This is a genomic window from Stenotrophomonas sp. TWI377, assembly GCF_039674525.1.
Lineage (GTDB): Bacteria > Pseudomonadota > Gammaproteobacteria > Xanthomonadales > Xanthomonadaceae > Stenotrophomonas.
Genome location: NZ_JBDJNT010000031.1, coordinates 1 through 24,843, shown reverse-complemented (window position 1 = coordinate 24,843; position 24,843 = coordinate 1). Strand labels below are relative to the sequence as shown.

Here is a 24,843-nt window from a genome sequence, read left to right as displayed (position 1 = left end):
TGGTTGTCACCCTGATCAACCCGGTCGCCATGGATGAAGGCCTGCGCTTCGCGATTCGCGAAGGCGGCCGTACCGTCGGCGCCGGCGTGGTCTCCAAGATCATCGCGTAATCTGCTAGAATCTGCGCCCCGATGTTGCCTGGGTAGGGCATCGGGGTGTAACCAAACGGGAAAAGAGGCGCAGGATGCTCCTCGTGTTCCCCAGACCAGGAAGGGTCGCGCCATTCAGGCTTTGTCAACAGTGACCCTGTTGACTGCCAACTTGTATGCGCGCTATACTTTTTGTCTGGGCAGATCGGGAGACCGGTCTGCCTCGATTTTTGAGGTCTACGGAAAGATCTTGTCGCCGCGCAGGAATGTGCGGCGTCTGCATTCAGGATATTCATGGGACAAGGCAACCCAGAGGCCTTGTCCGTCGCTCTTTTAACGAAGGAACCCACCGTCATGGCGGACCAAAAGATCCGGATTCGGCTGAAGGCGTTCGATCATCGTTTGATCGACCGTTCGGCCAGCGAGATCGTAGAAACGGCAAAGCGGACCGGCGCGCAAGTGCGTGGCCCGATCCCCCTGCCGACCAAGATCGAGCGTTACACCATTCTCGTCTCGCCGCACGTCGATAAAGACGCGCGTGACCAGTACGAGACCCGCACGCATAAGCGCGTGCTCGATATCGTTGACCCGAACGACAAGACCGTGGACGCGCTGATGAAGCTCGAACTGGCTGCCGGCGTCGACGTTCAGATCAAGCTGACCTGAGGACTACGACCATGACGAAGAAATATTCGTTGGGCTTCGTGGGCCGCAAGGCTGGCATGAGCCGCGTGTTCACCGAAGATGGCCAGGCCATCCCGGTAACCCTGATTGAAGCTACCCCGAACCGCATCGCGCAGATCAAGACCGTCGAAGCTGACGGCTACAGCGCCGTGCAGGTGACCGTCGGCGCGCGTCGCGCTGCCCTGGTCAACAAGCCGGAAGCCGGTCACTTCGCCAAGGCGAAGGTCGACGCGGGCCGTGGCCTGTGGGAATTCCGCGTTGAAGACGCGCAGCTCGGCGATTTCGCCGTTGGCGGCGAAGTCAAGGCGGACATCTTTGAAGTTGGCCAGAAGGTCGACGTCCAGGGTGTCACCAAGGGTAAGGGCTTCCAGGGCACCATCAAGCGCTACAACTTCCGTATGGGCGATGCAACCCACGGTAACTCGCTGTCGCATCGCGCGCCGGGTTCCTTGGGCCAGCGCCAGACCCCGGGTCGCGTTTTCCCGGGTAAGAAGATGTCCGGCCACATGGGTTCGGTGCAGCAGAGCACCCAGAACCTTGAAGTGGTGAAGGTCGATGTCGAGCGTGGTCTGATCGCGATCCGTGGTGCCGTTCCGGGCGCAGCGGGTGGTGACGTGATCGTTCGTCCGGCTAGCAAGGCATAAGGAGAGATGACGATGGAACTCGTTATCACGGGTAGCAACAACAAGGTCTCGGTCTCCGATGCCGTGTTCGGTCGCGATTTCAGCGAAGATCTGGTTCACCAGGTCGTCGTTGCTTACCGCAACGCCGGTCGCGCCGGCACCAAGGCACAGAAGACTCGCTCTGAAGTGGCTGGTACCACCAAGAAGTCGAAGAAGCAGAAGGGCGGCGGCGCGCGTCATGGCGCACTGACGGCTCCGATCTTCATCGGCGGCGGTGTCACCTTCGCGGCCAAGCCGCGCAGCTTCGAGCAGAAGGTCAACCGTAAGCAGTACCGTGCAGCCATGTGCGCGATCCTGTCCGAGCTGAACCGCCAGGGCCGTCTGACCATCGTGGAGTCCTTCGATGTCGAAGCGACCAACACGAAGGCTCTGATCGCCAAGCTGGCCGGCCTGGAAGTGGGCAAGCGTCCGCTGATCGTCACCGAAGATGCTTCCGAGCACCTGTACCTGTCGGCGCGCAACATTCCCTACGTGGAAGTGCGTGACGTGCAGGGCCTGGACCCGGTGTCGCTGGTCGGTGCCGACACGGTCGTCATCACCGCTGATGCGGTCAAGAAGGTCGAGGAGTGGCTGGCATGAGCAGCAACGAAAAAGTCTTCAGCGTGCTGCGCGCTCCGCGAGTCTCCGAAAAGACCGCGCGCCTGCAGGAACATTCCAACCAGTATGTCTTCGAAGTTTCGAACGAAGCCACCAAGGCCGATGTAAAGGCCGCGGTTGAGCAGCTGTTCGACGTCAAGGTCGAATCGGTCAACGTGCTGAACGTGAAGGGCAAGAACAAGTCCTTCCGTAACCGCACCGGCCGCCGCGGCGATTGGCGCAAGGCGTACGTGCGTCTCGCCGATGGCCAGTCCATCGATGTAACGGCCAAGGCCTGAGGTCCATCCCATGCCATTGATGAAATTCAAACCCACTTCTCCCGGCCGTCGTTCGGCCGTGCGCGTGGTCACGCCCGATCTGCACAAGGGCGCGCCGCATGCAGCGCTGCTGGAGCCGCAGAGCAAGTCCGGTGGTCGTAACCACCACGGCCGCATCACCACCCGTCACGTGGGTGGTGGTCACAAGCAGCACTACCGCGTCATCGACTTCAAGCGCAACAAGGAAGGCATTCCGGCGCGCGTGGAACGCATCGAATACGATCCGAACCGCACCGCCCATATCGCCCTGCTGTGCTACGTCGACGGCGAACGCCGCTACATCATCGCACCGAAGGGCCTGAAGGCCGGTGACCAGGTGATCGCGGGTTCGGATGCGCCGATCAAGACCGGTAACACGCTGCCGCTGCGCAACATCCCGGTCGGTACCACTGTCCACGGCATCGAACTGAAGCCGGGCAAGGGTGCCCAGATCGCGCGTGCCGCCGGCGCTGCCGTGCAGCTCGTCGCTCGTGAAGGTATCTACGCCACCCTGCGCCTGCGCTCGGGTGAAATGCGTAAGGTGCCGGTCGAGTGCCGCGCCACCATCGGTGAAGTCGGTAACGACGAACACAACCTGGAAAAGCTGGGCAAGGCTGGCGCCAAGCGCTGGCGTGGTGTCCGCCCGACCGTTCGTGGTGCTGCCATGAACCCGGTTGACCATCCGCACGGCGGTGGTGAGGCGAAGGCCGGCCAGGGCAACCCGCATCCGGTCACCCCGTGGGGTGTCCCGACCAAGGGTTACAAGACGCGCAAGAACAAGCGCACCCAGCAATTCATCGTCCGCGATCGTAGGGGCTAATCGACCATGGCACGTTCACTCAAGAAGGGCCCGTTTGTCGATCACCACCTCATCAAGAAGGTGGAAGCCGCTGCGGGTAGCAAGAAGCCGATCAAAACCTGGTCGCGCCGTTCGATGATCCTGCCGGAAATGGTAGGCGTCACCATCGCCGTTCATAACGGTAAGAACCACGTTCCGGTGCTCGTCAACGAGAACATGGTCGGCCACAAGCTCGGCGAATTTGCCATCACCCGGACCTTCAAGGGTCACGGTGGTGACAAGAAGTCGGGCAAGTAAGGAGAGATGACAATGGAAGCGAAAGCAATCCTGCGCTCCGCGCGCATCTCTGCGCAGAAAGCCCGCCTGGTCGCTGACCAGGTGCGCGGCCTGCCGGCCGAGCGTGCGGTCAACCTGCTGAAGTTCTCGGACAAGAAGGCTGCCCACCTGATCAAGAAGGTGGTGGAGTCGGCTATTGCAAACGCCGAGAACAACCAGGGCGCCGACGTCGACGAGCTGAAGGTACAGACCATCATGGTAGATGAAGGTCCGACCCTGAAGCGTTTCATGGCGCGGGCGAAAGGCCGCGGCACCCGCATCCTCAAGCGCACCAGCCACATCACTGTGGTTGTGGGCGCCGGCAAGTAAGCGGAAAGGAAAACACCATGGGTCATAAAGTTCATCCGATTGGTATCCGCCTCGGCATTTCCAAGGACTGGAACTCCAAGTGGTACGCCAACAAGGCCGAGTTCGCTGGTTATCTGGCGGCCGACCTGAAGGTGCGGGACATGCTGCGCAAGAAGCTTGCGCAGGCCGGCATCAGCAAGATCCTGATCGAGCGTCCGGCAAAGACCGCTCGCGTGACGATCCACACAGCCCGTCCGGGCGTGGTGATCGGCAAGCGCGGTGAGGACATCGAGAAGCTGCGCAAGGAAGTGAGCGAAATGATGGGCGTCCCGGCGCACATCAACGTCACCGAAGTGCGTAAACCCGAGCTGGACGCACAGCTGGTTGCCGAGTCGATCGCGCAGCAGCTGGAGCGTCGCATCATGTTCCGCCGCGCGATGAAGCGCTCGGTCGGCAACGCGATGCGCCTCGGTGCCCTGGGCATCAAGGTCAACGTCGGTGGCCGCTTGAACGGCGCGGAAATCGCCCGTTCGGAGTGGTACCGCGAAGGCCGCGTGCCGCTGCATACGCTGCGTGCCGACATCGACTATGGTTTCGCTGAAGCCAAGACGACCTACGGCATCATCGGCATCAAGGTCTGGATCTACAAGGGCGAAGTCTTCGATTTCTCCCAGGTTGGCCAGGAAAAGCAGGACGATTCCCCGCGCAACGATCGTAACGATCGCGGCGACCGCGGTGACCGTCCGTCGCGCCCGGCTCGTGAAGCGAGGTAACGACAATGTTGCAACCCAAGCGAACCAAATACCGCAAGGTACACAAGGGCCGTAACGATGGTCTGAGCTGGAGCGGCAACGCTGTCAGCTTCGGCGAATACGGCCTGAAGGCAACCGCTCATGGTCAGCTGACCGCGCGTCAGATCGAAGCGGCTCGCCGCTCGATCAGCCGCTACGTCAAGCGCGGCGGCAAGATGTGGATCCGAGTGTTCCCCGACAAGCCGATCACCAAGAAGCCCATCGAAGTCCGAATGGGTTCTGGTAAGGGCAACGTGGAGTACTGGGTAGCCCAGATCCAGCCCGGCCGCATGATCTATGAAATCGAAGGCGTCGCAGAAGACGTGGCACGTGAGGCGTTCCGCCTGGCTGCCGCCAAGCTCTCCGTGACCACCACTTTCGTGACCCGGACGGTGCTCTGATGGATATCAAACAACTTCGCGAAAAGTCGGCTGACGACCTGAAGAGCCACCTGATCGACCTGCGTAAGGAGCAGTTCTCGCTCCGTATGCAGCAGGTCACTGGCCAGCTGCCGAAGACCCACGAAACCCGCCGGGTTCGCCGCGAGATCGCTCGCGTCAAGACCCTGCTCGGCAGCACCAAGTAAGGATGGCCGCGATGAGCGATAACAACGACAGCAAGACGCTGCGCACGGTCGAAGGCCGTGTCGTCAGCAACAAGATGGACAAGACGGTCACCGTGTTGGTGGAGCGCCTGGTCAAGCACGCCCTGTACGGCAAGTACATCAAGCGTTCGACCAAGCTGCACGCACACGACGCCGACAACACCTGCAACGAAGGTGATGTCGTTCGTGTGACCGAGATTGCTCCGATGTCCAAGACCAAGAACTGGCGCGTGGTGGAAGTCATCACGCGTGCGGTTCAATAAGGAGATCTGACTCATGATCCAGATGCAGAGCTACCTCGAAGTCGCGGACAATTCCGGTGCCAAGGAAGTGATGTGCATCAAGGTGCTCGGCGGCTCCAAGCGCCGCTACGCGCACATTGGCGACATCATCAAGGTCACCGTGAAGGATGCAATCCCGCGCGGCAAGGTCAAGAAGGGTGAAGTGTTCGACGCCGTCGTGGTGCGTACCCGCAAGGGTGTGCGTCGCGCCGATGGTTCGCTGATCCGTTTCGATGCCAACGCCGCGGTCCTGCTCAACAACAAGCAAGAGCCGATCGGTACCCGCATCTTCGGACCGGTGACGCGTGAACTTCGTTCCGAGAAGTTCATGAAGATCGTCTCGCTCGCTCCCGAAGTGCTGTGAGCGACAGGAGATAATCATGGCTAACCGTATCAAGAAGGGCGACCAGGTTGTCGTCAACACCGGCAAGGACAAGGGCAAGCAGGGCGAAGTCGTCCGCGTCGACGGCGATCGTGTGATCGTCGCCAACGTGAACATCGTCAAGCGCCACACCAAGCCGAACCCGCAGGCAGGCGTTGCCGGCGGCGTGGTCGAGCGTGAAGCGTCGATCCATATCTCCAACGTGAATGTGCTGAACCCGGCTTCGGGCAAGGGCGAGCGCGTTGGCTTCAAGGTGCTGGAGGATGGACGCAAACTGCGTGTGTTCCGCTCCAGCGGTGAGGCGCTCGACGCCTGAGGAATGAGCAGATGAATTCCCGTCTCGAAAAGTTTTACAAGGAAGAAGTGGTGCCGGCGCTGATGAAGCAGTTCGGCTACACCAATCCGATGCAGGTTCCGAAGCTGGTCAAGGTCACCCTGAACATGGGTGTCGGCGAAGCAGCCACGAACAAGAAGATCCTGGAAAATGCCGTCGCCGATATGGCCAAGGTCTCCGGTCAGAAGCCGATCGTGACCAAGTCCCGCGTCTCGGTGGCATCGTTCAAGATCCGCGATGGTTGGCCGATCGGCTGCAAGACCACGCTGCGTCGTGAAAAGATGTACGAGTTCATGGACCGTCTGATCAACATCTCGTTGCCGCGCGTGCGCGACTTCCGTGGTGTGTCGGGTCGTTCCTTCGACGGTCGTGGCAACTTCAACATGGGTGTGAAGGAACAGATCATCTTCCCGGAAATCGACTTCGACGCTGTCGACGCGATCCGCGGCATGGATATCGCCATCACCACCACCGCCAAGACCGATGCGGAAGCGAAGGCGCTGCTCGCAGCGTTCAAGTTCCCGTTCCGTAACTGATACGTCGAGGAATCCGAAATGGCAAAGACCTCCATGGTCAACCGCGACCTCAAGCGTGCGAAGCTGGCCGTCAAGTACGCCGGCAAGCGTGAAGAGCTGAAGAAGATCATCTCCAGCGCGACCGCGTCGTACGACGAAAAGGCCGAGGCCGTCATCAAGCTGCAGAAGCTGCCGCGCGATTCGTCGCCGAGCCGTCACCGCAACCGTTGCGAGCTCTCGGGCCGCCCGCGTGGCGTGTACAGCAAGTTCGGCCTGGGCCGTAACAAGCTGCGCGAAGCCACCATGCGTGGTGACGTGCCGGGCCTGCGCAAGGCCAGCTGGTAAGGGATTCGTCCCTTCAACTGCCCGGTGCCTTCACGGCGCAGGGCAGGGGAGAAGGGCCGGTTTCCCGGCTCTTATCCCGGATTAAGGGAGCCCGACGCAAGTCGGGCTCTTTTTGCCGTATACTCCCGCGTCTTGCTCGCCCGCAAGGCGTGAGCAGTGTGTGAAGACGGGCCCTGGCCCATTCCAGGTAGACACAAGATTTTCGCGAAAGCGGATATCGGTGCACTCAAAGGTATCGACTATGAGCATGACTGATCCCATCGCCGACCTGCTGGTACGCATCAAGAATGCGGCCGCGGTTGGCAAGCAGACGGTGAAAGCACCGTCGTCCAAGATCAAGGTGGCAATCGCAGAGGTGTTGAAGGCCGAAGGCTACATCACCGATCTGCGCGTGACCAAGATCGAGAACAACAAGGCCGAGCTTGAAATCGTCCTGAAGTATTTCGAGGGCAAGCCGGTCATCGAGACCCTGAAGCGCTTCTCGCGTTCGGGTCTGCGCCAGTACCGTGGCAAGTCCGAGCTGCCGAAGGTCCTCAACGGCCTGGGTATCTCCATCATCTCCACCTCCAAGGGCATCATGACTGATGCGCAGGCGCGCCAGTTGGGCGTCGGCGGCGAAGTCCTGTGCTTCGTGGCCTAAGGCGAGAAGGAACCAACTATGTCCCGCGTAGCCAAGAAGCCAGTCAACCTGCCCAAGGGCGTTGAACTGAACATCCAGCCGGAATCCGTCAGCGTGAAGGGCCCGAAGGGCACCCTGTCGCTTGCCAAGGTTGCCGGCGTTGAAATCACTGTCGACAACGGCGTTGCCACCCTGGCCGCCAACGATGCCTCGCTGGTCGCCCTCACCGGCACCGTGCGCGCCATCCTGGCCAACATGGTCAAGGGCGTCACCGACGGCTTCGAGCGCAAGCTTGAGCTGGTCGGCGTCGGTTACCGTGCCGCCATGCAGGGCAAGGATCTGAACCTGTCGCTCGGGTTCTCGCATCCGGTCCTGTTCGTGGCGCCGGAAGGCATCACCATCTCGACCCCGACCCAGACCGAAGTGCTGGTCCAGGGCACCGACAAGCAGCGCGTTGGCGAGGTTGCCGCCAAGATCCGTGGCTTCCGTCCGCCGGAGCCCTACAAGGGCAAGGGTGTGAAGTACGCCGGCGAAGTCATCATTCGTAAGGAAGCCAAGAAGGCCTAATTCAGGTCCTCAGCTTTCCAAGGAAAAAGATCATGAACAAGAACATCGCTCGTCTGCGTCGTGCCAAGTCGACCCGTGCACACATCCGTGTGCTCGGCGTGCCGCGCCTGTCGGTGCTGCGCACCGGTCAGCACCTGTACGCCCAGGTCTTCACCGCCGATGGCTCCAAGGTGCTGGCGTCGGCCAACACCACCCAGGCCGACGTCAAGGAAGGCCTGAAGAACGGCAAGAACAGCGACGCCGCCGTCAAGGTTGGCAAGCTGGTCGCCGAGCGCGCCAAGGCTGCGGGCATCGAGAAGGTCGCTTTCGACCGCTCGGGCTACCGCTACCACGGCCGCATCAAGGCACTGGCTGATGCAGCCCGCGAAGGCGGCCTGCAGTTCTAAGGGATAAGGAAGCGGGGCTGGTCCCCGCTTCCGCCTGCCTGCCGGCGCGGGTTGCGCCGGGCGACGTCCTTCTTCTGCAGGGGCGCTCGATCCACCGCTTCATTCCACAGCTATAAGCGGCATTGAGCCGTACATACTCAATCAATCAAGGAATCAACATGGCAGAAGAACGTCAGCAGCGGGGTCGCGATCGCGATCGCCGCGAAGAGAAAGTCGACGACGGCATGATCGAAAAGCTGGTCGCGGTCAACCGCGTCAGCAAGACCGTCAAGGGCGGTCGCCAGTTCACCTTCACCGCACTGACCGTGGTCGGTGACGGCGCAGGCAAGGTCGGTTTCGGTTACGGCAAGGCGCGTGAAGTGCCGGTCGCGATCCAGAAGTCGATGGAACAGGCTCGCAAGAACCTGGCCAATGTCGATCTGAACAACGGCACGTTGTGGCACCCGGTGAAGTCCGGCCACGGCGCAGCTCGCGTGTTCATGATGCCGGCCTCCGAAGGTACCGGTGTGATCGCCGGTGGTGCCATGCGCGCCGTCCTGGAAGCCGTTGGCGTCAAGAACGTGCTGGCCAAGGCCGTCGGCTCGCGTAACCCGATCAACCTGGTTCGCGCCACGCTGAAGGGTCTGACCGAAATGCAGTCGCCGGTCCGCATCGCGGCCAAGCGCGGCAAGAAGGTGGAGGATCTCAACCATGGCTAATGACACCGTCAAGACCGTCAAGGTCCGTCTGGTTCGCGGCCTGCGTGGTGCCCAGGCGCGTCATCGCCTGTCGGTGCGTGCGCTGGGCCTGGGTAAGCTGAACGATGTCCGTGAACTGAAGGACAGCCCGCAGGTTCGCGGTCTGATCAACAAGGTCCACTACCTCGTCAAGGTTGAGGAATAATCCAATGACCATGCATCTGAATGAATTGAGCCCGGCACCGGGCGCTCGTAAAGAGCGTACCCGCGTCGGTCGTGGTATCGGCTCCGGCCTGGGCAAGACCTGCGGCCGCGGCCACAAGGGTTCGTTCGCCCGTAAGGGTGGCGGCAAGATCAAGGCAGGCTTCGAAGGCGGCCAGACTCCCATGCAGCGTCGTCTGCCGAAGGTCGGTTTCCGTTCCAAGATCGCCAAGGACACGGCTGAAGTGCTGTCCTACCAGCTTGAGCGTCTGGAAGCTGGCGAGATCGACTTTGCCGCGCTGCGCGCTGCCAAGCTGGTCCCGAGCACCGCTAAGCGTGCCAAGATCGTCATGAAGGGTGACCTGACCAAGGCATTCACCCTGAAGGGCGTCGCTGCAACGGCCAGTGCCAAGGCCGCGATCGAAGCTGCCGGCGGCAGCGTACAGGAGTAAGACATGGCGCAAGCTGGCATTGGTAACCTCGGCGGCGGGCTCGGCAAGTTCACGGAACTCCGCCAGCGACTGCTGTTCGTCATCGGGGCATTGATCGTCTACCGCATCGGCTGTTATGTGCCGGTGCCTGGCGTCAATCCCGATGCCATGCTTGCGCTCATGCAGGCGCAGGGCGGCGGCATCGTGGACATGTTCAACATGTTCTCGGGCGGCGCCCTGCACCGTTTCAGCATTTTCGCGCTGAACGTGATGCCGTACATCTCGGCATCCATCGTGATGCAGCTGGCGGTCCACATCTTCCCCGCATTGAAGTCGATGCAGAAGGAAGGTGAATCGGGTCGTCGCAAGATCACCCAATATTCCCGCATCGGCGCCGTGTTGCTGGCGGTGGTGCAGGGCGGCAGCATCGCGCTGGCGCTGCAGAACCAGGTTTCCCCGGGCGGTGCCCCGGTCGTCTACGCACCGGGCATGGGCTTCGTGCTCACCGCCATCGTCGCGCTGACCGCCGGTACCATCTTCCTGATGTGGGTCGGTGAGCAGGTCACCGAGCGCGGCATCGGCAACGGTGTGTCGCTGATCATCTTCGCCGGCATCGTGGCCGGCCTGCCGGGCGCGGTCATCCACACCGTGGAAGCCTACCGCGACGGCAACATGAGCTTCATCGCCCTGCTGCTGATCGTGCTGGTGGTGCTGGCCTTCACCTACTTCGTGGTGTTCGTCGAGCGCGGCCAACGCCGCATCACGGTGAACTACGCACGTCGCCAGGGTGGCCGCAACGCGTACATGAACCAGACCTCGTTCCTGCCGCTGAAGCTGAACATGGCGGGCGTGATCCCGGCCATTTTCGCCTCGAGCATCCTGGCATTCCCGACGACGCTGGCCATGTGGTCCGGCCAGGCCAGTTCGGCCACGTGGCTGCAGAAGGTCGCCAACGCCCTCGGGCCGGGCGAGCCGCTGCACATGATCGTGTTCGCCGCGCTGATCAGTGGTTTCGCGTTCTTCTACACCGCGCTGGTGTTCAACTCGCAGGAAACCGCCGACAACCTGAAGAAGTCGGGCGCGCTGATTCCGGGCATCCGTCCGGGCAAGGCGACCGCCGACTACGTGGATGCGGTGCTGACCCGTCTGACGGCGGCCGGTTCGCTGTACCTGGTGATCGTCTGTCTGCTGCCGGAAATCCTGCGCACCCAGCTCGGCGCCTCGTTCTACTTCGGTGGCACTTCGCTGCTGATCGTGGTGGTGGTGGTGATGGACTTCATTGCCCAGATCCAGGCGCACCTGATGTCGCACCAGTATGAGAGCCTGTTGAAGAAGGCCAACCTGAAGGGCGGCAACCGCGGCGGTTTTGCCCGCGGCTGATTGACCTGTTACACTAGTCTTCTTGTTGCGAAGGCCCTCCGGTTCCCGGACTGGCCTTCCAAATCGAAGGGCGGCCCCTGCAGCGGTTTCGGGTGGGGGTGTGATGTGGTGGTCCCGCGCGGGAGTAGCGCGGGCGGCGGCGGGGGCAACCTCTGCAGTCAACGACATCCGGCGCCGGAGCATGGGCACACTCCCCACGCCGGGTCCATGGAACCTTCAGGTTCCACGGGCTTCCCAGTAAACCGAGACCTTGATAGAATCGCTAGTTCACTTTTTTGATCCATCCTGCCGGATTGGCGCGCCCATGGTGCGCTGTCGGCCATCACTCAGCTGGAGAACCGCGTCATGGCGCGTATTGCAGGCGTCAACCTGCCAGCCCAGAAGCACGTCTGGGTCGGGTTGCAAAGCATTTACGGCATCGGCCGTACCCGTTCGAAGAAGGTCTGCGACGCCGCAGGCGTGACCTCGACCACCAAGATCCGCGATCTGTCGGAGCCGGAAATCGAGCGTCTGCGTCTCGAAGTCGGCAAGTACATCGTGGAAGGCGATCTGCGCCGTGAAATCGGTATCGCGATCAAGCGCCTGATGGATCTGGGCTGCTACCGCGGTCTGCGTCACCGTCGCGGTCTGCCGCTTCGTGGCCAGCGCACCCGTACCAACGCCCGCACCCGCAAGGGCCCGCGCAAGGCGATCAGGAAGTAAGGGACCTAAGAAATGGCTAAGCCCGTCGCTAAGACCAAGAAGAAGATCAAGCGCGTCGTCACTGACGGCGTCGCCCACGTCCATGCTTCTTTCAACAACACCATCGTGACCATCACCGACCGTCAGGGCAACGCTCTGTCGTGGGCGACCTCCGGTGGCGCTGGCTTCCGCGGTTCGCGTAAGTCCACCCCGTTCGCTGCCCAGGTGGCTGCCGAGAAGGCCGGCCGTGCCGCGCTCGACTACGGCGTCAAGTCCCTGGAAGTCCGCATCAAGGGCCCGGGTCCGGGTCGTGAGTCGGCCGTGCGCTCGCTGAACAACGTGGGCTACAAGATCACCAACATCATCGACGTGACGCCAATCCCGCACAACGGGTGCCGTCCGCCGAAGAAGCGTCGCGTCTAAAGGAGCGATAAGAAATGGCTCGTTATATCGGTCCTACCTGTAAGCTCGCCCGCCGCGAAGGCGCCGACCTTTCCCTCAAGAGCCCGGCGCGCGCGCTGGACTCCAAGTGCAAGCTGGAGCAGAAGCCCGGCCAGCACGGCGCCACTGCCCGTAAGGGCAAGCTGTCTGACTACGCTACCCAGCTGCGTGAAAAGCAGAAGGTCAAGCGTATCTACGGTCTGCTGGAGCGTCAGTTCCGCAACTACTACAAGAAGGCCTCGACCAAGAAGGGCAACACCGGCGAGAACCTGCTGCAGTTGCTGGAAACCCGTCTTGACAACGTCGTTTACCGCATGGGCTTCGCAGTGACCCGTCCGGCTGCCCGTCAGCTGGTCTCGCACCGCGGTGTCACCGTGAACGGCAAGTCGGTCAATCTGGCTTCGTACCAGGTCAAGGCTGGCGACGCTGTCGCTCTGTCCGAGAAGGCTGCCAAGCAGCTGCGCGTCCAGGAAGCCCTGACCGTGTCTGCTACGCATGACCTGCGTCCGTCGTGGGTTGAAGTTGATTCCGGCAAGTTCGCCGGCATCTTCAAGGCCGTGCCGGATCGTTCGGACCTGCCTGCGGATATCAACGAAGCGCTGATCGTCGAGTTGTATTCGAAGTAATTCACATTGGAGAACCTCCGGGTCACACCGGAGGTTCGCAGGAGAACCCGCAACATGACGGTTACCGCCAACCAGGTTCTGCGTCCTCGCGGTCCGCAGATCGAACGCCTTACCGATACCCGCGCCAAGGTCGTGATCGAACCCTTGGAGCGTGGTTACGGGCATACGCTGGGCAACGCCCTGCGTCGCGTGCTGCTGTCGTCCATCCCGGGCTTCGCCATCACGGAAGTCGAAATCGATGGCGTACTGCACGAGTACACCACGCTTGAAGGCTTGCAGGAGGACGTGCTGGAAGTCCTGCTCAACCTGAAGGATGTGGCCATCCGCATGCATACCGGCGACAACGCTACGCTGTCGCTGTCCAAGCAGGGTCCGGGTGTCGTTACCGCTGCTGATATCAAGATTGACCATAACACCGAGATCCTCAATCCGGCTCATGTGATCTGCCATCTCACCAAGGATGTGGCGATCAACATGCGTCTGAAGGTCGAGCGCGGTTTCGGCTACCAGCCTGCTGCTGCTCGTCGTCGTCCGGATGAAGAAACCCGTGCCATCGGGCGCCTGGTCCTGGATGCGTCGTTCTCGCCGGTCCGTCGCGTCGCCTATTCGGTGGAAGCGGCCCGCGTCGAACAGCGTACCGATCTGGACAAGCTGGTGCTGGACATCGAAACCAACGCAACGATCGATGCCGAGGAAGCCGTGCGCACTGCCGCCGACATCCTCAGCGATCAGCTGTCGGTCTTCGGTGACTTCACCCACCGCGACCGCGGTGCGGCGAAGCCGGCCAACAACGGCGTGGATCCGGTGCTGCTGCGCCCGATCGACGATCTGGAGCTGACCGTGCGTTCGGCCAACTGCCTGAAGGCAGAGAGCATCTATTACATCGGCGATCTGATCCAGAAGACCGAAGTGGAGCTGCTCAAGACCCCGAACCTCGGCAAGAAGTCGCTGACCGAGATCAAGGAAGTCCTCGCACAGCGCGGTCTTTCGCTCGGCATGAAGCTGGAGAACTGGCCGCCGGCCGGTGTCGCCCAGCACGGCATGCTCGGCTGATCCAGCGCTACGTAAGATGCTTGACCCCGCACCTTCGGGTGCGGGGGCTTCACCGGCAACACTCCGCACCGACAGGTCGATAGCCTGCGGTGACGGCCAGCCAGGACGGCTGGCACCGGACCATCCGCAGTCCAAGCAACAACGCCAGGATGGCGACAGCGATACCCAACCGATCCAACATTCACTTCAGGAATCACCGTCATGCGTCATATGAAGTCCGGTCGTAAGTTCAACCGCACCAGCGCCCACCGCGAAGCAATGTTCAAGAACATGGCCGCGTCGCTGTTCAAGCACGAGCTGATCAAGACCACCCTGCCGAAGGCCAAGGAACTGCGCCGCGTTGCCGAGCCGCTGATCACCCTGGCCAAGGTTGATTCGGTTGCCAACCGTCGTCTGGCGTTCGCTCGCCTGCGCGACAACGAGGCCGTCGGCAACCTGTTCACCACCCTGGGCCCGCGTTACGCGACCCGTCCGGGCGGCTACCTGCGTCTGCTGAAGTGCGGTTTCCGCGCTGGCGACAATGCGCCGATGGCCTATGTTGAGCTGGTCGATCGTCCGGCTGCTGTGGCTGAAGCCGTCGAAGAGTAATCTTCGAGCTATACCTGTTATTCGGTGAAGAACCCGGCCTTGTGCCGGGTTTTTCCGTTTCTGCGGGGTTGATAAGGGCCAAGGCCACGGCCAAACAGGTAGAGCCGGCCGTTGGCCGGCTGCGTGGCGCGTGGTCGCTTCGCTCGGGTAGATTCCTGCGCCGACTGCACGGAACACGCTGTCCGGTCCGTTACGCCGATGGTCGGCAGGTGCGCATGGACGTGGCTGGTCGCGGCCCTGTTAATCTTGGCGCCTGGACTTTCACGAGTGTTGGCAATGAATCCATTGCGTTGGAGTTTCCGCGCCCAGTTCCTGTTGGGGTTTCTGGTCTGCGCGGCACTGTTGGGGCATGCGATCTTCCTGCAGTTGAAGATGGGGTTGGAGCCGTGTCCGTTGTGCATTTTCCAGCGGATTGCGTTCGCGGCGCTGGGGCTGTTGTTCCTGATCGGGGCGCTGCATGGTCCGCGGGATCCGGCCGGGCGGAAGACGTATGGGGTGCTGGCCTTCATCGCGGCGGCGGTGGGTATCGGCATTGCCGGTCGCCACGTGTATGTGCAGCTGCTGCCGCAGGACATGGGCTCGAGCTGTGGGCCGCCGCTGAGTTTCCTCAGTGAGACGATGGGGCCGTTCGAGGTGTTCCGCACCGTGCTGACCGGTACCGGCAACTGCGGCAACATCGATTGGCAGTTCCTGAGCCTGACGATGCCGATGTGGAGCCTGGTGTGGTTCGCGGCCTTGGCGGTGTGGGCGCTGGTGACGGCGTTCCGGGCGCGTCGGCGCCACTGAGGCCGGTTTCACGTCAGCTACCCGACCTGGCGCGCGTCTGGCGGCCAGGCCGGGTGCTGCGATCAGGCAGGGATGCTCCTGAGCTGATCAGACGGCAGGGCTTCCTCGCTCAGGTCAGAAGTCCTGCTGCAGGCTGAGGTAGGCGCCGCGGCGGGGACCCCACTGCGGGGCGAAGACGCCGATGCCGCCGCCGTCGCGCAGTTGGTAGCTGCGATCCAGGGCGTTGACCAGCGCGAGCTGTGCGTGCAGCGGGTGGCCGCTATCGGCGTTGAAGTCGTGGCCGGCGCTGAGGTTGAGTTGCAGGTAGGCCGGGAGTTCGCCGCCGTTGGGGATGCCGTCGGCATCCGAGCGCAGGCCGCTGCCGAAGACGTAGTCGGCGCCAAGACGGTTGTGCCCGGCGAAGGCGTAGCTGATACCGCCGGACGAGGTCAGTTTCTGATCGTGGTCCAGATGGATCCAGTTGTTCTGGACGTAGGCCAGTGCCTCGGGATCGAGGTTGTACTGGCCGGTGATGACCTGCTTGCCCATGGCCTTGTTGTAGGCGGCGTTGACATAGGCGCTGAGCGGGCCGTTGCTGTAGTCGGCGCTGAATTCCACGCCGTGGATGTGGCCGAGGCGATAGTTGAACGTCGAGTAGATGTAGGCGGCGCCGAACTGGCCTTCGTCCTGCAGGCGGTCGACCTTGCGGTCGTAAGCGTCCAGGCCCAGGGTGAGGTGTTCGCCCAGCTGCTGGGAGACGCCGATGTCGTAGTAGTCGCTGCGCTCGGACAGTGGCGTGGTGCTGCCTCCGGCCGGTTGCTGGTTGGTGGTGCCGTCGTAGAGCGCGATGTCACTGCTGGCCACCAGTTCGCTGGCCGGCGGGGTGAAGTAGCGCGAGTAGCCGGCGTGCACGGTGGTGCTGTCGGTGGCGTTCCAGACCACACCCACCCGCGGGCTGAGCTGGCCTTCGGTGCCACCGAACGCCTTGTAGCGGTCGCCGCGCAGGCCGTAGTTCACGGTCCAGTCGTCGCCGAGGCGCCATTCGTCCTGCAGATAGACCGCGGTGGTGGTGGCGTTGAAGGCGCTCGCCTCCGGAATGCGCCGGGGCGTGGTGCTGGCCTGTTGGCCGTCGGCGTCGACCGGGAACACCCAGGTGTCGCTGCCGGCGCGGGCGCGTTCGGCGTTGACGTACAGGCCGTAGCGCAAGGTGTGGCTTTCGCCCAGCGGGGTGGAGAAATCGGCCTGCACGGTGTTGGCGCGGTTGCTGCGCTCCACCTGTGAGGCAACGCCGTTGAAGATCAGATCGCCGGCCAGGTCCGGGTGGAAGGACAGGTCGCTGTACCGCTGCCCGGCCGAGACCTGGTAGGCGGTGCTGCCCAGCGCGCCCTGCAGCACCAGCATGCCGAAGCGGGTGGTCTCGCGCTGGGTTTCGTCCAGCGCGGCGGAGTCCGCAGTGACCGTGTCCAGGTAGCCGAACTGCGGGGTCTGGCCGGGGTTGACCGGGATCTGGAAGCGGTTGTTGGAGAACCCGGCGAACAGGCTCAGGCGGGTGTCGTCGTTGACCAGATAGGTCAGGTCGGCGAATGCCTTGCCTTGGTGGGTGTCATCGTGGTCCGGCCGGCGCGAGGCGATGGGGTTTTCCATGCCGACCTGGTTCTGGTCGTAGTTGCCGGTCAGATACCAGCTCCAGCGGCCCTGGCTGCCCCACCACGAGGCGTTGGGGTTGACCTTGCCGTAGGAGCCGGCAGTGAGGCCGGCACTCCCGCCATTGCCCAGCTCGGCGCCGCTGCGGGTGGTGATGTCGACCACGGCGGCCGTGCGCTCGCCGAACTGCGCCGGCAGCGCGCCGTCCATCAGGCGGATGCTCTTGATCGCGCGGGCGTCCAGCGTCTGGCCGAAGCCGGAGATCGATTCGGGCAGCAGGACGCCGTTGAGCCGGTACTGGAGGTTGGCATGGTCGCCGCGCACGTGGACGCCACCGTAGGAATCCTGGACCACCCCCGGCGCCTGCAGCAACACCTGGTTCAACGGGGTGGAGGCGCCCAGCGGCAGGTTCTGGATGTCTTCGGCAGTGATCTGGTACTGGCTGCTGCCGATATCCGGCGACAGCGCATTGCGCGCCTGGTCGAGTTTGGCGCTGACCGTGACCGCGTCCAGATCGGTGACGGCAGGGGCGGCGCTGGTCGCGGCGGCGGCGAGGGCGGGCAGGCCGGTCAGGGCCAGGGAAACAGCAATACCGGTAGCAAGCAGGGAGGGCTTCATGAGGATGGCTTGGCTGGGCGATGGAGGAGGGGCCGGCCTGGCAAGTGTTACTCCGTAACAAATCATGCGCCTGTCCGATGCCGCTGGACCATGCGCGATCTGGCCGATCGCCGTGTCCTTTCTTCAGCGTTCAGCCTCCGGGCGCGTGCCCGCCCCTTTGCGCCGGGGGCGCGCTCTGCGACCATGACCGGCCCCACACCCCGGAAGTCCGTGATGAGCCTGTCCGCCCCGCCTGTAGCCGATCCCGCCGCGACCGCTGTCGACGCTGCCTGGTCGCCGGAGAGCTGGCGTGGCAAGCCGGCGCTGCAGATGCCGACCTACCCGGACCCGCTGGCGCTGGATGCCGCCCTGCACGAGCTCAAGCGGCTGCCGCCGCTGGTGACCTCCTGGGAAATCCTGGCGCTCAAGCAGCAGCTGGCCGATGCGCAGGAAGGCAAGCGCTTCCTGCTGCAGGGCGGTGACTGCGCGGAGAACTTCAGCGATTGCGAATCCACCACCATCTCCAACCGGCTCAAAGTGCTGCTGCAGATGAGCCTGGTGCTGGTGCACGGCATGCGCAAGCCGGTGATCCGGGTCGGGCGTTTTGCCGGGCAGTACGCCAAGCCGCGCTCGGCCGATACTGAAACCCGCGACGGCCTGACCCTGCCCAGCTACCGCGGCGATGTGATCAATGCGCCGGAGTTCACTAAAGCTGCGCGTCTGCCGGACCCGCGCCGGATGCTGCAGGCGCATGCGCATTCGGCGATGACGATGAACTTCGTGCGGGCGCTGATCGATGGCGGCTTCGCCGATCTGCACCATCCCGAATACTGGAACCTGGAGTGGGTGCGGCACTCGCCGCTGGCCACCGATTACCAGAAGATGGTGTCCTCGATCGGCGATGCGGTGCGTTTCATGGAAACGCTGTCCGGCACGCAGGTGTACAACCTCAACCGGATCGATTTCTACACCTCGCACGAAGCGCTGCTGCTGCCCTACGAGCAGGCGCTGACCCGCCAGGTGCCGCGCCAGCAGGGCTGGTTGAACCTGAGCACGCATTACCCGTGGATTGGCATGCGCACCGCAGCGCTCGATGGCGCGCACGTGGAGTATCTGCGTGGCGTGCGCAACCCGATCGCGATCAAGGTGGGCCCGTCGGTGCAGCCGGACCAGCTGCTGCGCCTGATCGACGTGCTCAACCCCGAGGACGAGCCGGGCCGCCTGAGCTTCATCCACCGCATGGGGGCGGCACAGATCGCCGAAAAACTGCCGCCGCTGTTGAACGCGGTCAAGCGCGATGGCCGGCGCGTGCTGTGGGTGTGCGATGCGATGCATGGCAACACCGAGAGCACCAGCAACGGCTACAAGACGCGTCGTTTCGACAACGTACGTGGCGAGGTCGAGATGTCCTTCGACCTGCACGCCGCGGCCGGCACGCGGCTGGGCGGCGTGCACCTGGAGCTGACCGGTGAGGACGTGACCGAATGCACCGGCGGTGCGCGCGAGTTGACCGAGCGCGATCTGGAGCGTGCCTACCGTTCCTCGGTGGATCCGCGCCTGAACTACGAGCAGTCGCTGGAAATCGCGATGGCGATCGTGCGCAAGCAGGCGCACTACGCCGACTGATACCGGTGCGTGTCCTCGACACGCACCTTACATTCGCCTGACACGATGGTCATGGCGGCACCGGCATGCTGTGCACTTACTTGCGGAGAACACAGGAGCGTGCAGTGACCGTGGACTGGCAGCAGGCAGCGTTGTATCTATGGCCGATCTCGATCGCACTGGCGATCGGGGTCAGCGGCTGGTGGTTGTTGATGGCGTTGACGCGGCGACTGAAAGACCGCGACTACCGCCGCGCCCGCATCGCGCGCGTGATCAGCCGACCGCTGGCGTTCGCCCTGCCGCTGTTGCTGCTGATTCCCGCGCTGGAAGCGACGCCGCTGCAGGAGCATCGGCTCGAGCAGGCGCTGCGGCTGCTGCACATCGGTGTGACCGGCTGCGTCATCTGGCTGCTGGTGCGGGCCGTGGCCGCGGGCGAGCAGGCGATCCTGCGCGACCATCCGATGGAGGTGGCCGACAACCTCGAAGCACGCCGCATCCAGACCCAGACCCGGGTGCTGAGCCGTGTGTTGATGGGCGCGATCATCCTGGTCGGCGTCTCGCTGATCCTGCTCACCTTCCCGATGGTGCGCCAGATCGGCACCGCGCTGCTGGCCTCGGCCGGCATCATCGGCCTGGTCGCCGGTATCGCGGCCAAGCCGGTGTTCGGCAACCTGATCGCCGGCCTGCAGATCGCCTTGACCCAGCCGATCCGGCTGGACGATGTGGTGATCGTCGAGGGCGAGTGGGGCCGGGTCGAAGAGATCAACAGCAGCTATGTGGTGGTGCGGATCTGGGATGCGCGGCGCATGGTGGTGCCGTTGACCTGGTTCATCGAACACCCGTTCCAGAACTGGACCCGGCGCAGCGCCGATCTGCTCGGCACCGCCTTCCTGTGGCTGGATTACACCGCGCCGATCCCGGCGATCCGCGCCGAGCTGGAGCGCATCTGCAAAGGCGAGGCGCTGTGGGATGGCCAGGTCTGCGTGACCCAGGTGACCGAAACCAGCGAGCACACCCTGCAGGTGCGTCTGCTGGTGAGTGCGCGCAATTCCGGCGATGCCTTTGATCTACGCTGCATCGTGCGCGAACGCATGCTCGATTTTCTCGCGCGCGAACATCCTCAGTCGTTGCCGCGCACCCGTGCCGAGCTCAATCAGGAAGTGACGCCGAGCCGTCGCGCACGCTCGCAGCCAGCCGACGATGTGCGCTCGCCCGGTGCCGAAGATGGTGAGCCGGCGCTCCTGCCAGACCCGGGTGACGCATCCCGGTAATGCCGGCCAGCGTCCGGCACTACCAACGCGGGGCGTACGTTCTCGGGTAGGTACCGACCGTTGGCCGGTACACGCCGCTCAGGGCGCGACGCCGTTCGTCAGCAGGCTGTCGGTCTGGAACCGCGGCGGGCGACGCGCGCGGGTGCGTTGCTCGTAGGCGTAGCCCAGCTCGATCAACCGCGGCTCGCTCCAGGCGGTGCCCATGAACAGCAGCCCCAGCGGCAGCCCGTTCACGTGCGCCATCGGCACGGTCAGGCTGGGGTACCCCGCCACCGCGGCCGCGCTGTAGCTTTCACCGGGGAAGTCATCGCCGCGGCCGGGCCGGATCGGCCAGGCCACCCCGGTGGTCGGTGCCACCAGCGCATCGAGGTTCTGCTCGCGCAGCACGGCATCGATGCCTTCCGGACCGGCCAAGCGGCGCGCATCGCTGCGTGCGCGGATGTACGCCGGGGTGCCCAGGCCGCCCATGGTGGCGGCGGTGTCCATGAGGTCCTGATCGAACAGCGCCAGTTCCTTGCCCGCATGCTGCCGGTTCCACGCGATGACGTCGTCCAGCGTGCGCACCGGCGCCTGGTAGGTGGTGAAGTAGCGCTGCAGCCCAGCCTTGAACTCATGCATCAGCACGATCTGCTCAGCCTCCTGCCACTGGCCCTGGGTCGGCAACCGCACCGGCACCACGGTCGCACCCGCGTCGCGCAGCACGGCGACCGCATGCTGCAGGGCCGGGGCGATGCCCGGCTTCTGCATCAGGTCGCCATACAGCACGCCGATCCGCGCACCGCGCAGGCCATCGGCGTTCAAGCGCGAGCTGTAGTCGTACACGGCGCGCCCCGGCATGGTCGCGGTGGCCGGGTCGGCCTCGTCACGGCCGGCCATGGCGGTCAGCAGGGCGGCCGCGTCTGCCACGCTGCGTGCCATCGGGCCGGCGGTGTCCTGGCTGAAAGAGATCGGGATGATGCCTTCGCGGCTGACCAGTCCCACGGTTGGCTTCAAGCCGACCACCCCGTTGACCGCGGCCGGGCAGACGATGCTGCCGTCGGTCTCGGTGCCGATCGCGGCCACCGCCAGATTGGCCGAGACCGCCACCGCGCTGCCACTGCTGGAGCCGCACGGGGTGTGACTGAGCCGGTAGGGATTGCGCGTCTGGCCGCCGCGCGCGCTCCAGCCGGAGATCGATTGGCTGGAGCGGAAGTTGGCCCACTCGCTGAGGTTGGTCTTGCCCAGGATCAGCGCACCGGCCGCGCGCAGCCGCTTGACCAGGAACGCATCGTCGGGGCGGAAGCCTTCCAGCGCGAGCGAACCGGCCGTGGTGCTCATGGGGCTGGCGCCGATGTTGTCCTTGAGCAGCAGCGGGATGCCGTGCAGTGGGCCGCGCAGCTGCCCCTGGCGGCGCTCGGCGTCCAGCTGGGCGGCCTCGCGCAGTGCATCGGGGTTGAGCTCGATCACCGCGCGCAGGCGCGGGCCGGCCCGGTCGAGGCGGGCGATGCGGTCCAGGTAGGCGTGGGCCAGCGTGACGCTGTCCAGCTCGCCGCTGGCCATCCGCGCCTGCAGATCGCCGATGTCAGCCTCGGCATAGGCGAATGGCAGCGCCACGGTCGGTGAGGGCGTGGGCGATTCACGGGCGTGCAGGGGCACCGGGCCCGGGCTGCAGCCGGCCAGCGCGATGAGCATCAGTGATGTCAGTGTCAGGCGCATGCCTGTCCCCCCGAACCGGCCGACAGGCTAACCAGCACAGGCGGCGCTTGGCAACTCAAGCCGCGTTGGCGATCGTGCCGTGGCGTTTGCGGATATCGCGGGCGAGCACGCCGACCACGATCAGATTGATCACCAGCACCGACCACGAGGCCCAGCCCGGGTGCCGGAGGATGGCGTAGATATCGAACGGCAGGTAGATGCCGGCGGTGACGCAGCCCAGCCAGGAGGCCCAGGCTTTGGCGCGCCAGAGGCCCCAGGCCTCGAAAAGGTGCAGGACGCCGTAGGCGACCATCGCAGCAGCCGCCAGATGCACCGCATCGGGGCTGATCATGTTGAGCAGCGAGGGCAGGGTGCCGTGATCCGGGTCCAGGCTGAACCGGCGGATCAGGGCATTGACCGCATCGCGCAGGGGCTGCGGACCGAGCATTTCCAGCCCGGTCGCAGCCAATAGCGCCAGAACCGCCTTGCTGGCTTCCAGCAAGGCGATCAGGTGAAGCCCCGGATGCTTGTGAGGATCCGGGTTGTAGGGCTTGTCGATCACGACAATGGGTCCGATCAGCCGCCGCGCGAAGCCTTCTTGCGGTCGCTTTCGGTCAGGCCCTTCTTGCGCAGGCGGATTTCCTTCGGGGTGATCTCGACCAGCTCGTCGTCTTCGATGAAGTCCAGGGCCTGCTCCAGCGAGTACTTGATCGCCGGGGTCAGCTGGATCGCATCGTCCTTGCCCGAGGCGCGCATGTTGGTCAGCGGCTTGGTCTTGATCGCGTTGACGGTCAGGTCGTTGTCCTTGGAGTGGATGCCGACCAGCTGGCCTTCATACACGTTGTCGCCTTCAGCCGCGAACAGCTTGCCGCGTTCCTGCAGCGGGCCCAGGGAGTACGCCGGGGTGGCACCCGGGGCATTGGCGATCATCACGCCGTTCTGGCGCTTGGCGATCGAACCCTGTTCCTTCGGGCCGTAATGGTCGAACACGTGGAACAGCAGGCCCGAACCCTGGGTCAGGGTCTTGAACTCGTTCTGGAAACCGATCAGGCCACGGGCCGGGATCTGGTATTCCAGGCGCACACGGCCCTTGCCGTCCGGCTCCATGTTCTTCAGCTGGCCCTTGCGGGTGCCCAGCTTTTCCATCACGCCGCCCTGGTGCTGCTCTTCGATGTCCACCACCAGCTGCTCGATCGGCTCCATGGCCTGGCCGTCGATCTGCTTGATGATCACTTCCGGGCGCGACACGGCCAGCTCGTAGCCTTCGCGACGCATGTTTTCGATCAGCACCGACAGGTGCAGTTCGCCACGGCCGGAGACCAGGAACTTGTCGGCGTCTTCCAGCTGTTCAACCTTCAGGGCCACGTTGTGGACCTGCTCGCGATCCAGGCGATCCTTGATCTGGCGGCTGGTCAGAAACTTGCCACCGGACAGGTCCTTGTTGCCGGCGAACGGCGAGTTGTTGACCTGGAAGGTCATCGAGATCGTCGGTTCATCGACGGTCAGCGCCGGCAGTGCTTCCGGGGTATCCGGGTGGCACAGGGTGTCGGAGATGGTCAGTTCCGGAATACCGGAGATGGCGACGATGTCGCCGGCCTCGGCGGTGTCCTGCTCGATGCGCTCCAGGCCCAGGAAGCCCAGTACCTGCGCGACCTTGCCGTTGCGCTTCTTGCCTTCACGATCGATGACCGCGACCTGCATGTTCTTCTTCAGGGTGCCGCGCTGCACGCGGCCGATGCCGATCACGCCCACGAAGTTGTTGTAGTCCAGCTGGCTGATGCGCATCTGGAACGGACCTTCCGGGTCCACTTCCGGCATCGGCGCGTGCTGCATGATCGCTTCGTACAGCGGGGTCATGTCGCCGTCGCGCACGGTGTCTTCCAGGCCAGCGTAGCCGTTCAGGGCCGAGGCGTAGACGATCGGGAAGTCGAGCTGCTCATTGGTGGCGCCGAGCTTGTCGAACAGGTCGAAGACCTGGTCGATCACCCAATCCGGACGCGAGCCCGGACGGTCGACCTTGTTCACCACGACGATCGGCTTGAAGCCCATCGCGAAGGCCTTCTGGGTCACGAAGCGGGTCTGCGGCATCGGGCCGTCCATCGCGTCGACGAGGATCAGCACGGTGTCGACCATCGACAGCACGCGCTCCACTTCGCCGCCGAAGTCGGCGTGTCCCGGGGTGTCGACGATGTTGATCCGGTTCTTGATACCGGTCTTCTTGTCTTCCCAGGTGATGGCCGTGTTCTTGGCCAGGATGGTGATGCCGCGTTCCTTTTCCTGGTCATTGCTGTCCATCACGCGCTCGGCGAGCACGGTGCGCTCGGAGAGGGTGCCGGACTGCTTGAGCAGCTGGTCGACGAGGGTGGTCTTACCGTGGTCGACGTGGGCGACGATGGCGATGTTGCGAAGATTTTCGATAGACATGCGAAAGGGGGCCAGTCGGCGCCGGATTTGGAAAAAGAAGTCCAACATTATACGGCCAAGATGACCAATCGCGAAAAGTGCCTCGCAAGCCTTGCCGGACGGGCATTCAGGTAGTGCCGGCCCCGGGCCCGCCCCCCCCAGAAGACCCCCCGGTGATGCCGGGGTGGCGGCCCCACGCCGGCCCAAACG

Annotated in this window: 34 protein-coding genes and 1 pseudogene; 31 read left to right on the top strand and 4 right to left on the bottom strand. The window is 63.8% G+C overall.

Annotated features, from left to right (window positions below):
* From ABE546_RS17890 to ABE546_RS17750, 29 genes and pseudogenes are all read left to right on the top strand, one after another.
* Positions 1 to 110 (top strand): annotated as a pseudogene (locus tag ABE546_RS17890) (elongation factor Tu); the annotation flags it as partial.
* 333 nt (positions 111 to 443) lie between these two features.
* Positions 444 to 755: a 30S ribosomal protein S10 gene (rpsJ, locus tag ABE546_RS17885; RefSeq protein ID WP_010341589.1), complete on the top strand. Its 312-nt coding sequence runs from the start codon at positions 444 to 446 to the stop codon at positions 753 to 755.
* 11 nt (positions 756 to 766) lie between these two features.
* Positions 767 to 1,417: a 50S ribosomal protein L3 gene (gene rplC / locus ABE546_RS17880; protein ID WP_019186145.1), complete on the top strand. Its 651-nt coding sequence runs from the start codon at positions 767 to 769 to the stop codon at positions 1,415 to 1,417.
* A 12-nt stretch (positions 1,418 to 1,429) separates the two neighbouring features.
* Positions 1,430 to 2,035, top strand: coding sequence for a 50S ribosomal protein L4 (gene rplD, locus ABE546_RS17875; protein ID WP_313217314.1), 606 nt, complete (start codon positions 1,430 to 1,432; stop codon positions 2,033 to 2,035).
* The gene (rplW, locus tag ABE546_RS17870; RefSeq protein WP_019186147.1) at positions 2,032 to 2,331 is read left to right on the top strand and encodes a 50S ribosomal protein L23; all 300 of its coding nucleotides are present in this window, start codon (positions 2,032 to 2,034) and stop codon (positions 2,329 to 2,331) included. Before rplD ends, rplW begins: the two co-directional genes overlap by 4 nt.
* 10 nt (positions 2,332 to 2,341) lie before the next feature.
* Positions 2,342 to 3,169 (top strand): 50S ribosomal protein L2, encoded by an 828-nt coding sequence (gene rplB / locus ABE546_RS17865; protein WP_038690292.1) that lies wholly within the window; start codon positions 2,342 to 2,344, stop codon positions 3,167 to 3,169.
* Positions 3,170 to 3,175: 6 nt separating this feature from the next.
* On the top strand, positions 3,176 to 3,445 hold the full coding sequence (gene rpsS / locus ABE546_RS17860) for a 30S ribosomal protein S19 (protein WP_019186148.1): 270 nt from the start codon (positions 3,176 to 3,178) through the stop codon (positions 3,443 to 3,445).
* A 12-nt stretch (positions 3,446 to 3,457) separates the two neighbouring features.
* Positions 3,458 to 3,793 (top strand): 50S ribosomal protein L22, encoded by a 336-nt coding sequence (gene rplV, locus ABE546_RS17855; RefSeq protein WP_017355410.1) that lies wholly within the window; start codon positions 3,458 to 3,460, stop codon positions 3,791 to 3,793.
* 17 nt (positions 3,794 to 3,810) lie between these two features.
* Entirely contained in the window at positions 3,811 to 4,545 is a 735-nt protein-coding gene (gene rpsC, locus ABE546_RS17850) for a 30S ribosomal protein S3 (protein ID WP_019186149.1), read from the top strand.
* A gap of 5 nt (positions 4,546 to 4,550) precedes the next feature.
* Positions 4,551 to 4,964 carry a 50S ribosomal protein L16 gene (gene rplP, locus ABE546_RS17845; protein WP_019186150.1) on the top strand — a complete coding sequence of 138 codons (414 nt, stop codon included), beginning with the start codon at positions 4,551 to 4,553 and terminating at the stop codon, positions 4,962 to 4,964.
* Positions 4,964 to 5,149 carry a 50S ribosomal protein L29 gene (rpmC, locus tag ABE546_RS17840; RefSeq protein WP_019186151.1) on the top strand — a complete coding sequence of 62 codons (186 nt, stop codon included), beginning with the start codon at positions 4,964 to 4,966 and terminating at the stop codon, positions 5,147 to 5,149. The genes rplP and rpmC overlap by 1 nt, the downstream gene beginning before the upstream one ends.
* A gap of 11 nt (positions 5,150 to 5,160) precedes the next feature.
* Positions 5,161 to 5,430, top strand: coding sequence for a 30S ribosomal protein S17 (gene rpsQ / locus ABE546_RS17835; RefSeq protein ID WP_121042876.1), 270 nt, complete (start codon positions 5,161 to 5,163; stop codon positions 5,428 to 5,430).
* A gap of 13 nt (positions 5,431 to 5,443) precedes the next feature.
* Positions 5,444 to 5,812 carry a 50S ribosomal protein L14 gene (rplN, locus tag ABE546_RS17830; protein ID WP_017355415.1) on the top strand — a complete coding sequence of 123 codons (369 nt, stop codon included), beginning with the start codon at positions 5,444 to 5,446 and terminating at the stop codon, positions 5,810 to 5,812.
* Between the two features lie 16 nt (positions 5,813 to 5,828).
* Complete coding sequence (gene rplX / locus ABE546_RS17825) at positions 5,829 to 6,146, top strand: 50S ribosomal protein L24 (protein ID WP_017355416.1); 318 nt, start codon at positions 5,829 to 5,831, stop codon at positions 6,144 to 6,146.
* A gap of 11 nt (positions 6,147 to 6,157) precedes the next feature.
* The gene (rplE, locus tag ABE546_RS17820; RefSeq protein WP_019186154.1) at positions 6,158 to 6,700 is read left to right on the top strand and encodes a 50S ribosomal protein L5; all 543 of its coding nucleotides are present in this window, start codon (positions 6,158 to 6,160) and stop codon (positions 6,698 to 6,700) included.
* Positions 6,701 to 6,718: 18 nt separating this feature from the next.
* On the top strand, positions 6,719 to 7,024 hold the full coding sequence (rpsN, locus tag ABE546_RS17815) for a 30S ribosomal protein S14 (RefSeq protein ID WP_121042878.1): 306 nt from the start codon (positions 6,719 to 6,721) through the stop codon (positions 7,022 to 7,024).
* Between the two features lie 241 nt (positions 7,025 to 7,265).
* Positions 7,266 to 7,664: a 30S ribosomal protein S8 gene (rpsH, locus tag ABE546_RS17810; RefSeq protein ID WP_019186156.1), complete on the top strand. Its 399-nt coding sequence runs from the start codon at positions 7,266 to 7,268 to the stop codon at positions 7,662 to 7,664.
* An 18-nt stretch (positions 7,665 to 7,682) separates the two neighbouring features.
* Positions 7,683 to 8,210: a 50S ribosomal protein L6 gene (rplF, locus tag ABE546_RS17805; RefSeq protein ID WP_121042880.1), complete on the top strand. Its 528-nt coding sequence runs from the start codon at positions 7,683 to 7,685 to the stop codon at positions 8,208 to 8,210.
* Between the two features lie 32 nt (positions 8,211 to 8,242).
* Entirely contained in the window at positions 8,243 to 8,596 is a 354-nt protein-coding gene (gene rplR, locus ABE546_RS17800; RefSeq protein ID WP_123728451.1) for a 50S ribosomal protein L18, read from the top strand.
* Positions 8,597 to 8,754: 158 nt separating this feature from the next.
* Positions 8,755 to 9,294 (top strand): 30S ribosomal protein S5, encoded by a 540-nt coding sequence (gene rpsE, locus ABE546_RS17795; RefSeq protein WP_313209665.1) that lies wholly within the window; start codon positions 8,755 to 8,757, stop codon positions 9,292 to 9,294.
* The gene (rpmD, locus tag ABE546_RS17790; RefSeq protein WP_259261111.1) at positions 9,287 to 9,478 is read left to right on the top strand and encodes a 50S ribosomal protein L30; all 192 of its coding nucleotides are present in this window, start codon (positions 9,287 to 9,289) and stop codon (positions 9,476 to 9,478) included. The genes rpsE and rpmD overlap by 8 nt, the downstream gene beginning before the upstream one ends.
* Before the next feature lie 4 nt (positions 9,479 to 9,482).
* Positions 9,483 to 9,926 (top strand): 50S ribosomal protein L15, encoded by a 444-nt coding sequence (gene rplO / locus ABE546_RS17785; protein WP_019186161.1) that lies wholly within the window; start codon positions 9,483 to 9,485, stop codon positions 9,924 to 9,926.
* A 3-nt stretch (positions 9,927 to 9,929) separates the two neighbouring features.
* Positions 9,930 to 11,285, top strand: a complete 1,356-nt coding sequence (secY, locus tag ABE546_RS17780; protein WP_019186162.1) for a preprotein translocase subunit SecY — start codon at positions 9,930 to 9,932, stop codon at positions 11,283 to 11,285.
* 345 nt (positions 11,286 to 11,630) lie between these two features.
* Entirely contained in the window at positions 11,631 to 11,987 is a 357-nt protein-coding gene (gene rpsM / locus ABE546_RS17775) for a 30S ribosomal protein S13 (protein ID WP_019186163.1), read from the top strand.
* A 12-nt stretch (positions 11,988 to 11,999) separates the two neighbouring features.
* On the top strand, positions 12,000 to 12,389 hold the full coding sequence (gene rpsK, locus ABE546_RS17770) for a 30S ribosomal protein S11 (RefSeq protein ID WP_017355427.1): 390 nt from the start codon (positions 12,000 to 12,002) through the stop codon (positions 12,387 to 12,389).
* A 14-nt stretch (positions 12,390 to 12,403) separates the two neighbouring features.
* Positions 12,404 to 13,033: a 30S ribosomal protein S4 gene (rpsD, locus tag ABE546_RS17765; RefSeq protein WP_019186164.1), complete on the top strand. Its 630-nt coding sequence runs from the start codon at positions 12,404 to 12,406 to the stop codon at positions 13,031 to 13,033.
* Positions 13,034 to 13,087: 54 nt separating this feature from the next.
* Entirely contained in the window at positions 13,088 to 14,086 is a 999-nt protein-coding gene (gene rpoA, locus ABE546_RS17760; RefSeq protein ID WP_121042890.1) for a DNA-directed RNA polymerase subunit alpha, read from the top strand.
* A 201-nt stretch (positions 14,087 to 14,287) separates the two neighbouring features.
* Positions 14,288 to 14,674, top strand: coding sequence for a 50S ribosomal protein L17 (gene rplQ, locus ABE546_RS17755; RefSeq protein WP_123728453.1), 387 nt, complete (start codon positions 14,288 to 14,290; stop codon positions 14,672 to 14,674).
* A 276-nt stretch (positions 14,675 to 14,950) separates the two neighbouring features.
* Entirely contained in the window at positions 14,951 to 15,460 is a 510-nt protein-coding gene (locus ABE546_RS17750) for a disulfide bond formation protein B (RefSeq protein ID WP_346464617.1), read from the top strand.
* 114 nt (positions 15,461 to 15,574) lie between these two features.
* Here the strand turns inward: ABE546_RS17750 and ABE546_RS17745 are convergent, their stop codons facing one another.
* Entirely contained in the window at positions 15,575 to 17,701 is a 2,127-nt protein-coding gene (locus tag ABE546_RS17745) for a TonB-dependent receptor (protein ID WP_346464616.1), read from the bottom strand.
* A 213-nt stretch (positions 17,702 to 17,914) separates the two neighbouring features.
* Here ABE546_RS17745 and ABE546_RS17740 point away from each other — a divergent pair, with 213 nt between their 5' ends.
* Positions 17,915 to 19,306 (top strand): 3-deoxy-7-phosphoheptulonate synthase class II, encoded by a 1,392-nt coding sequence (locus ABE546_RS17740; protein ID WP_346464615.1) that lies wholly within the window; start codon positions 17,915 to 17,917, stop codon positions 19,304 to 19,306.
* Between the two features lie 110 nt (positions 19,307 to 19,416).
* Positions 19,417 to 20,556 carry a mechanosensitive ion channel family protein gene (locus ABE546_RS17735; protein WP_313219142.1) on the top strand — a complete coding sequence of 380 codons (1,140 nt, stop codon included), beginning with the start codon at positions 19,417 to 19,419 and terminating at the stop codon, positions 20,554 to 20,556.
* Positions 20,557 to 20,634: 78 nt separating this feature from the next.
* Here ABE546_RS17735 and ABE546_RS17730 read toward each other — a convergent pair whose 3' ends face one another.
* Genes ABE546_RS17730 through typA form a run of 3 tightly spaced genes read right to left on the bottom strand, consistent with a single transcriptional unit; the run spans position 20,635 to position 24,654 of the window.
* Complete coding sequence (locus ABE546_RS17730; RefSeq protein WP_346464614.1) at positions 20,635 to 22,251, bottom strand: amidase; 1,617 nt, start codon at positions 22,249 to 22,251, stop codon at positions 20,635 to 20,637.
* A 55-nt stretch (positions 22,252 to 22,306) separates the two neighbouring features.
* Positions 22,307 to 22,792, bottom strand: a complete 486-nt coding sequence (locus ABE546_RS17725; RefSeq protein ID WP_121042900.1) for a DUF2127 domain-containing protein — start codon at positions 22,790 to 22,792, stop codon at positions 22,307 to 22,309.
* 14 nt (positions 22,793 to 22,806) lie between these two features.
* Complete coding sequence (gene typA / locus ABE546_RS17720; RefSeq protein WP_121042902.1) at positions 22,807 to 24,654, bottom strand: translational GTPase TypA; 1,848 nt, start codon at positions 24,652 to 24,654, stop codon at positions 22,807 to 22,809.
* Between the last annotated feature and the right edge of the window lie 189 nt (positions 24,655 to 24,843).

What these genes read in the sequence shown, in the direction of transcription:
- rpsC (WP_019186149.1), top strand. Translation starts at nt 3,811, where the DNA reads ATGGGTCATAAAGTTCATCCGATTGGTATCCGCCTCGGCATTTCCAAG.
- rpsN (WP_121042878.1), top strand. Translation starts at nt 6,719, where the DNA reads ATGGCAAAGACCTCCATGGTCAACCGCGACCTCAAGCGTGCGAAGCTG.
- rpsQ (WP_121042876.1), top strand. Translation starts at nt 5,161, where the DNA reads ATGAGCGATAACAACGACAGCAAGACGCTGCGCACGGTCGAAGGCCGT.
- rplF (WP_121042880.1), top strand. Translation starts at nt 7,683, where the DNA reads ATGTCCCGCGTAGCCAAGAAGCCAGTCAACCTGCCCAAGGGCGTTGAA.
- rpoA (WP_121042890.1), top strand. Translation starts at nt 13,088, where the DNA reads ATGACGGTTACCGCCAACCAGGTTCTGCGTCCTCGCGGTCCGCAGATC.
- rplX (WP_017355416.1), top strand. Translation starts at nt 5,829, where the DNA reads ATGGCTAACCGTATCAAGAAGGGCGACCAGGTTGTCGTCAACACCGGC.
- rpsH (WP_019186156.1), top strand. Translation starts at nt 7,266, where the DNA reads ATGAGCATGACTGATCCCATCGCCGACCTGCTGGTACGCATCAAGAAT.
- rplP (WP_019186150.1), top strand. Translation starts at nt 4,551, where the DNA reads ATGTTGCAACCCAAGCGAACCAAATACCGCAAGGTACACAAGGGCCGT.
- rplW (WP_019186147.1), top strand. Translation starts at nt 2,032, where the DNA reads ATGAGCAGCAACGAAAAAGTCTTCAGCGTGCTGCGCGCTCCGCGAGTC.
- rpsK (WP_017355427.1), top strand. Translation starts at nt 12,000, where the DNA reads ATGGCTAAGCCCGTCGCTAAGACCAAGAAGAAGATCAAGCGCGTCGTC.
- rplC (WP_019186145.1), top strand. Translation starts at nt 767, where the DNA reads ATGACGAAGAAATATTCGTTGGGCTTCGTGGGCCGCAAGGCTGGCATG.
- rpmC (WP_019186151.1), top strand. Translation starts at nt 4,964, where the DNA reads ATGGATATCAAACAACTTCGCGAAAAGTCGGCTGACGACCTGAAGAGC.
- rplN (WP_017355415.1), top strand. Translation starts at nt 5,444, where the DNA reads ATGATCCAGATGCAGAGCTACCTCGAAGTCGCGGACAATTCCGGTGCC.
- rpsM (WP_019186163.1), top strand. Translation starts at nt 11,631, where the DNA reads ATGGCGCGTATTGCAGGCGTCAACCTGCCAGCCCAGAAGCACGTCTGG.
- rplD (WP_313217314.1), top strand. Translation starts at nt 1,430, where the DNA reads ATGGAACTCGTTATCACGGGTAGCAACAACAAGGTCTCGGTCTCCGAT.
- ABE546_RS17750 (WP_346464617.1), top strand. Translation starts at nt 14,951, where the DNA reads ATGAATCCATTGCGTTGGAGTTTCCGCGCCCAGTTCCTGTTGGGGTTT.
- rpmD (WP_259261111.1), top strand. Translation starts at nt 9,287, where the DNA reads ATGGCTAATGACACCGTCAAGACCGTCAAGGTCCGTCTGGTTCGCGGC.
- rplO (WP_019186161.1), top strand. Translation starts at nt 9,483, where the DNA reads ATGACCATGCATCTGAATGAATTGAGCCCGGCACCGGGCGCTCGTAAA.
- ABE546_RS17745 (WP_346464616.1), bottom strand. Translation starts at nt 17,701, where the DNA reads ATGAAGCCCTCCCTGCTTGCTACCGGTATTGCTGTTTCCCTGGCCCTG.
- rpsS (WP_019186148.1), top strand. Translation starts at nt 3,176, where the DNA reads ATGGCACGTTCACTCAAGAAGGGCCCGTTTGTCGATCACCACCTCATC.
- rpsJ (WP_010341589.1), top strand. Translation starts at nt 444, where the DNA reads ATGGCGGACCAAAAGATCCGGATTCGGCTGAAGGCGTTCGATCATCGT.
- rplR (WP_123728451.1), top strand. Translation starts at nt 8,243, where the DNA reads ATGAACAAGAACATCGCTCGTCTGCGTCGTGCCAAGTCGACCCGTGCA.
- rplE (WP_019186154.1), top strand. Translation starts at nt 6,158, where the DNA reads ATGAATTCCCGTCTCGAAAAGTTTTACAAGGAAGAAGTGGTGCCGGCG.
- ABE546_RS17740 (WP_346464615.1), top strand. Translation starts at nt 17,915, where the DNA reads ATGAGCCTGTCCGCCCCGCCTGTAGCCGATCCCGCCGCGACCGCTGTC.
- typA (WP_121042902.1), bottom strand. Translation starts at nt 24,654, where the DNA reads ATGTCTATCGAAAATCTTCGCAACATCGCCATCGTCGCCCACGTCGAC.
- rplV (WP_017355410.1), top strand. Translation starts at nt 3,458, where the DNA reads ATGGAAGCGAAAGCAATCCTGCGCTCCGCGCGCATCTCTGCGCAGAAA.
- secY (WP_019186162.1), top strand. Translation starts at nt 9,930, where the DNA reads ATGGCGCAAGCTGGCATTGGTAACCTCGGCGGCGGGCTCGGCAAGTTC.
- rplQ (WP_123728453.1), top strand. Translation starts at nt 14,288, where the DNA reads ATGCGTCATATGAAGTCCGGTCGTAAGTTCAACCGCACCAGCGCCCAC.
- rplB (WP_038690292.1), top strand. Translation starts at nt 2,342, where the DNA reads ATGCCATTGATGAAATTCAAACCCACTTCTCCCGGCCGTCGTTCGGCC.
- ABE546_RS17730 (WP_346464614.1), bottom strand. Translation starts at nt 22,251, where the DNA reads ATGCGCCTGACACTGACATCACTGATGCTCATCGCGCTGGCCGGCTGC.
- rpsD (WP_019186164.1), top strand. Translation starts at nt 12,404, where the DNA reads ATGGCTCGTTATATCGGTCCTACCTGTAAGCTCGCCCGCCGCGAAGGC.
- rpsE (WP_313209665.1), top strand. Translation starts at nt 8,755, where the DNA reads ATGGCAGAAGAACGTCAGCAGCGGGGTCGCGATCGCGATCGCCGCGAA.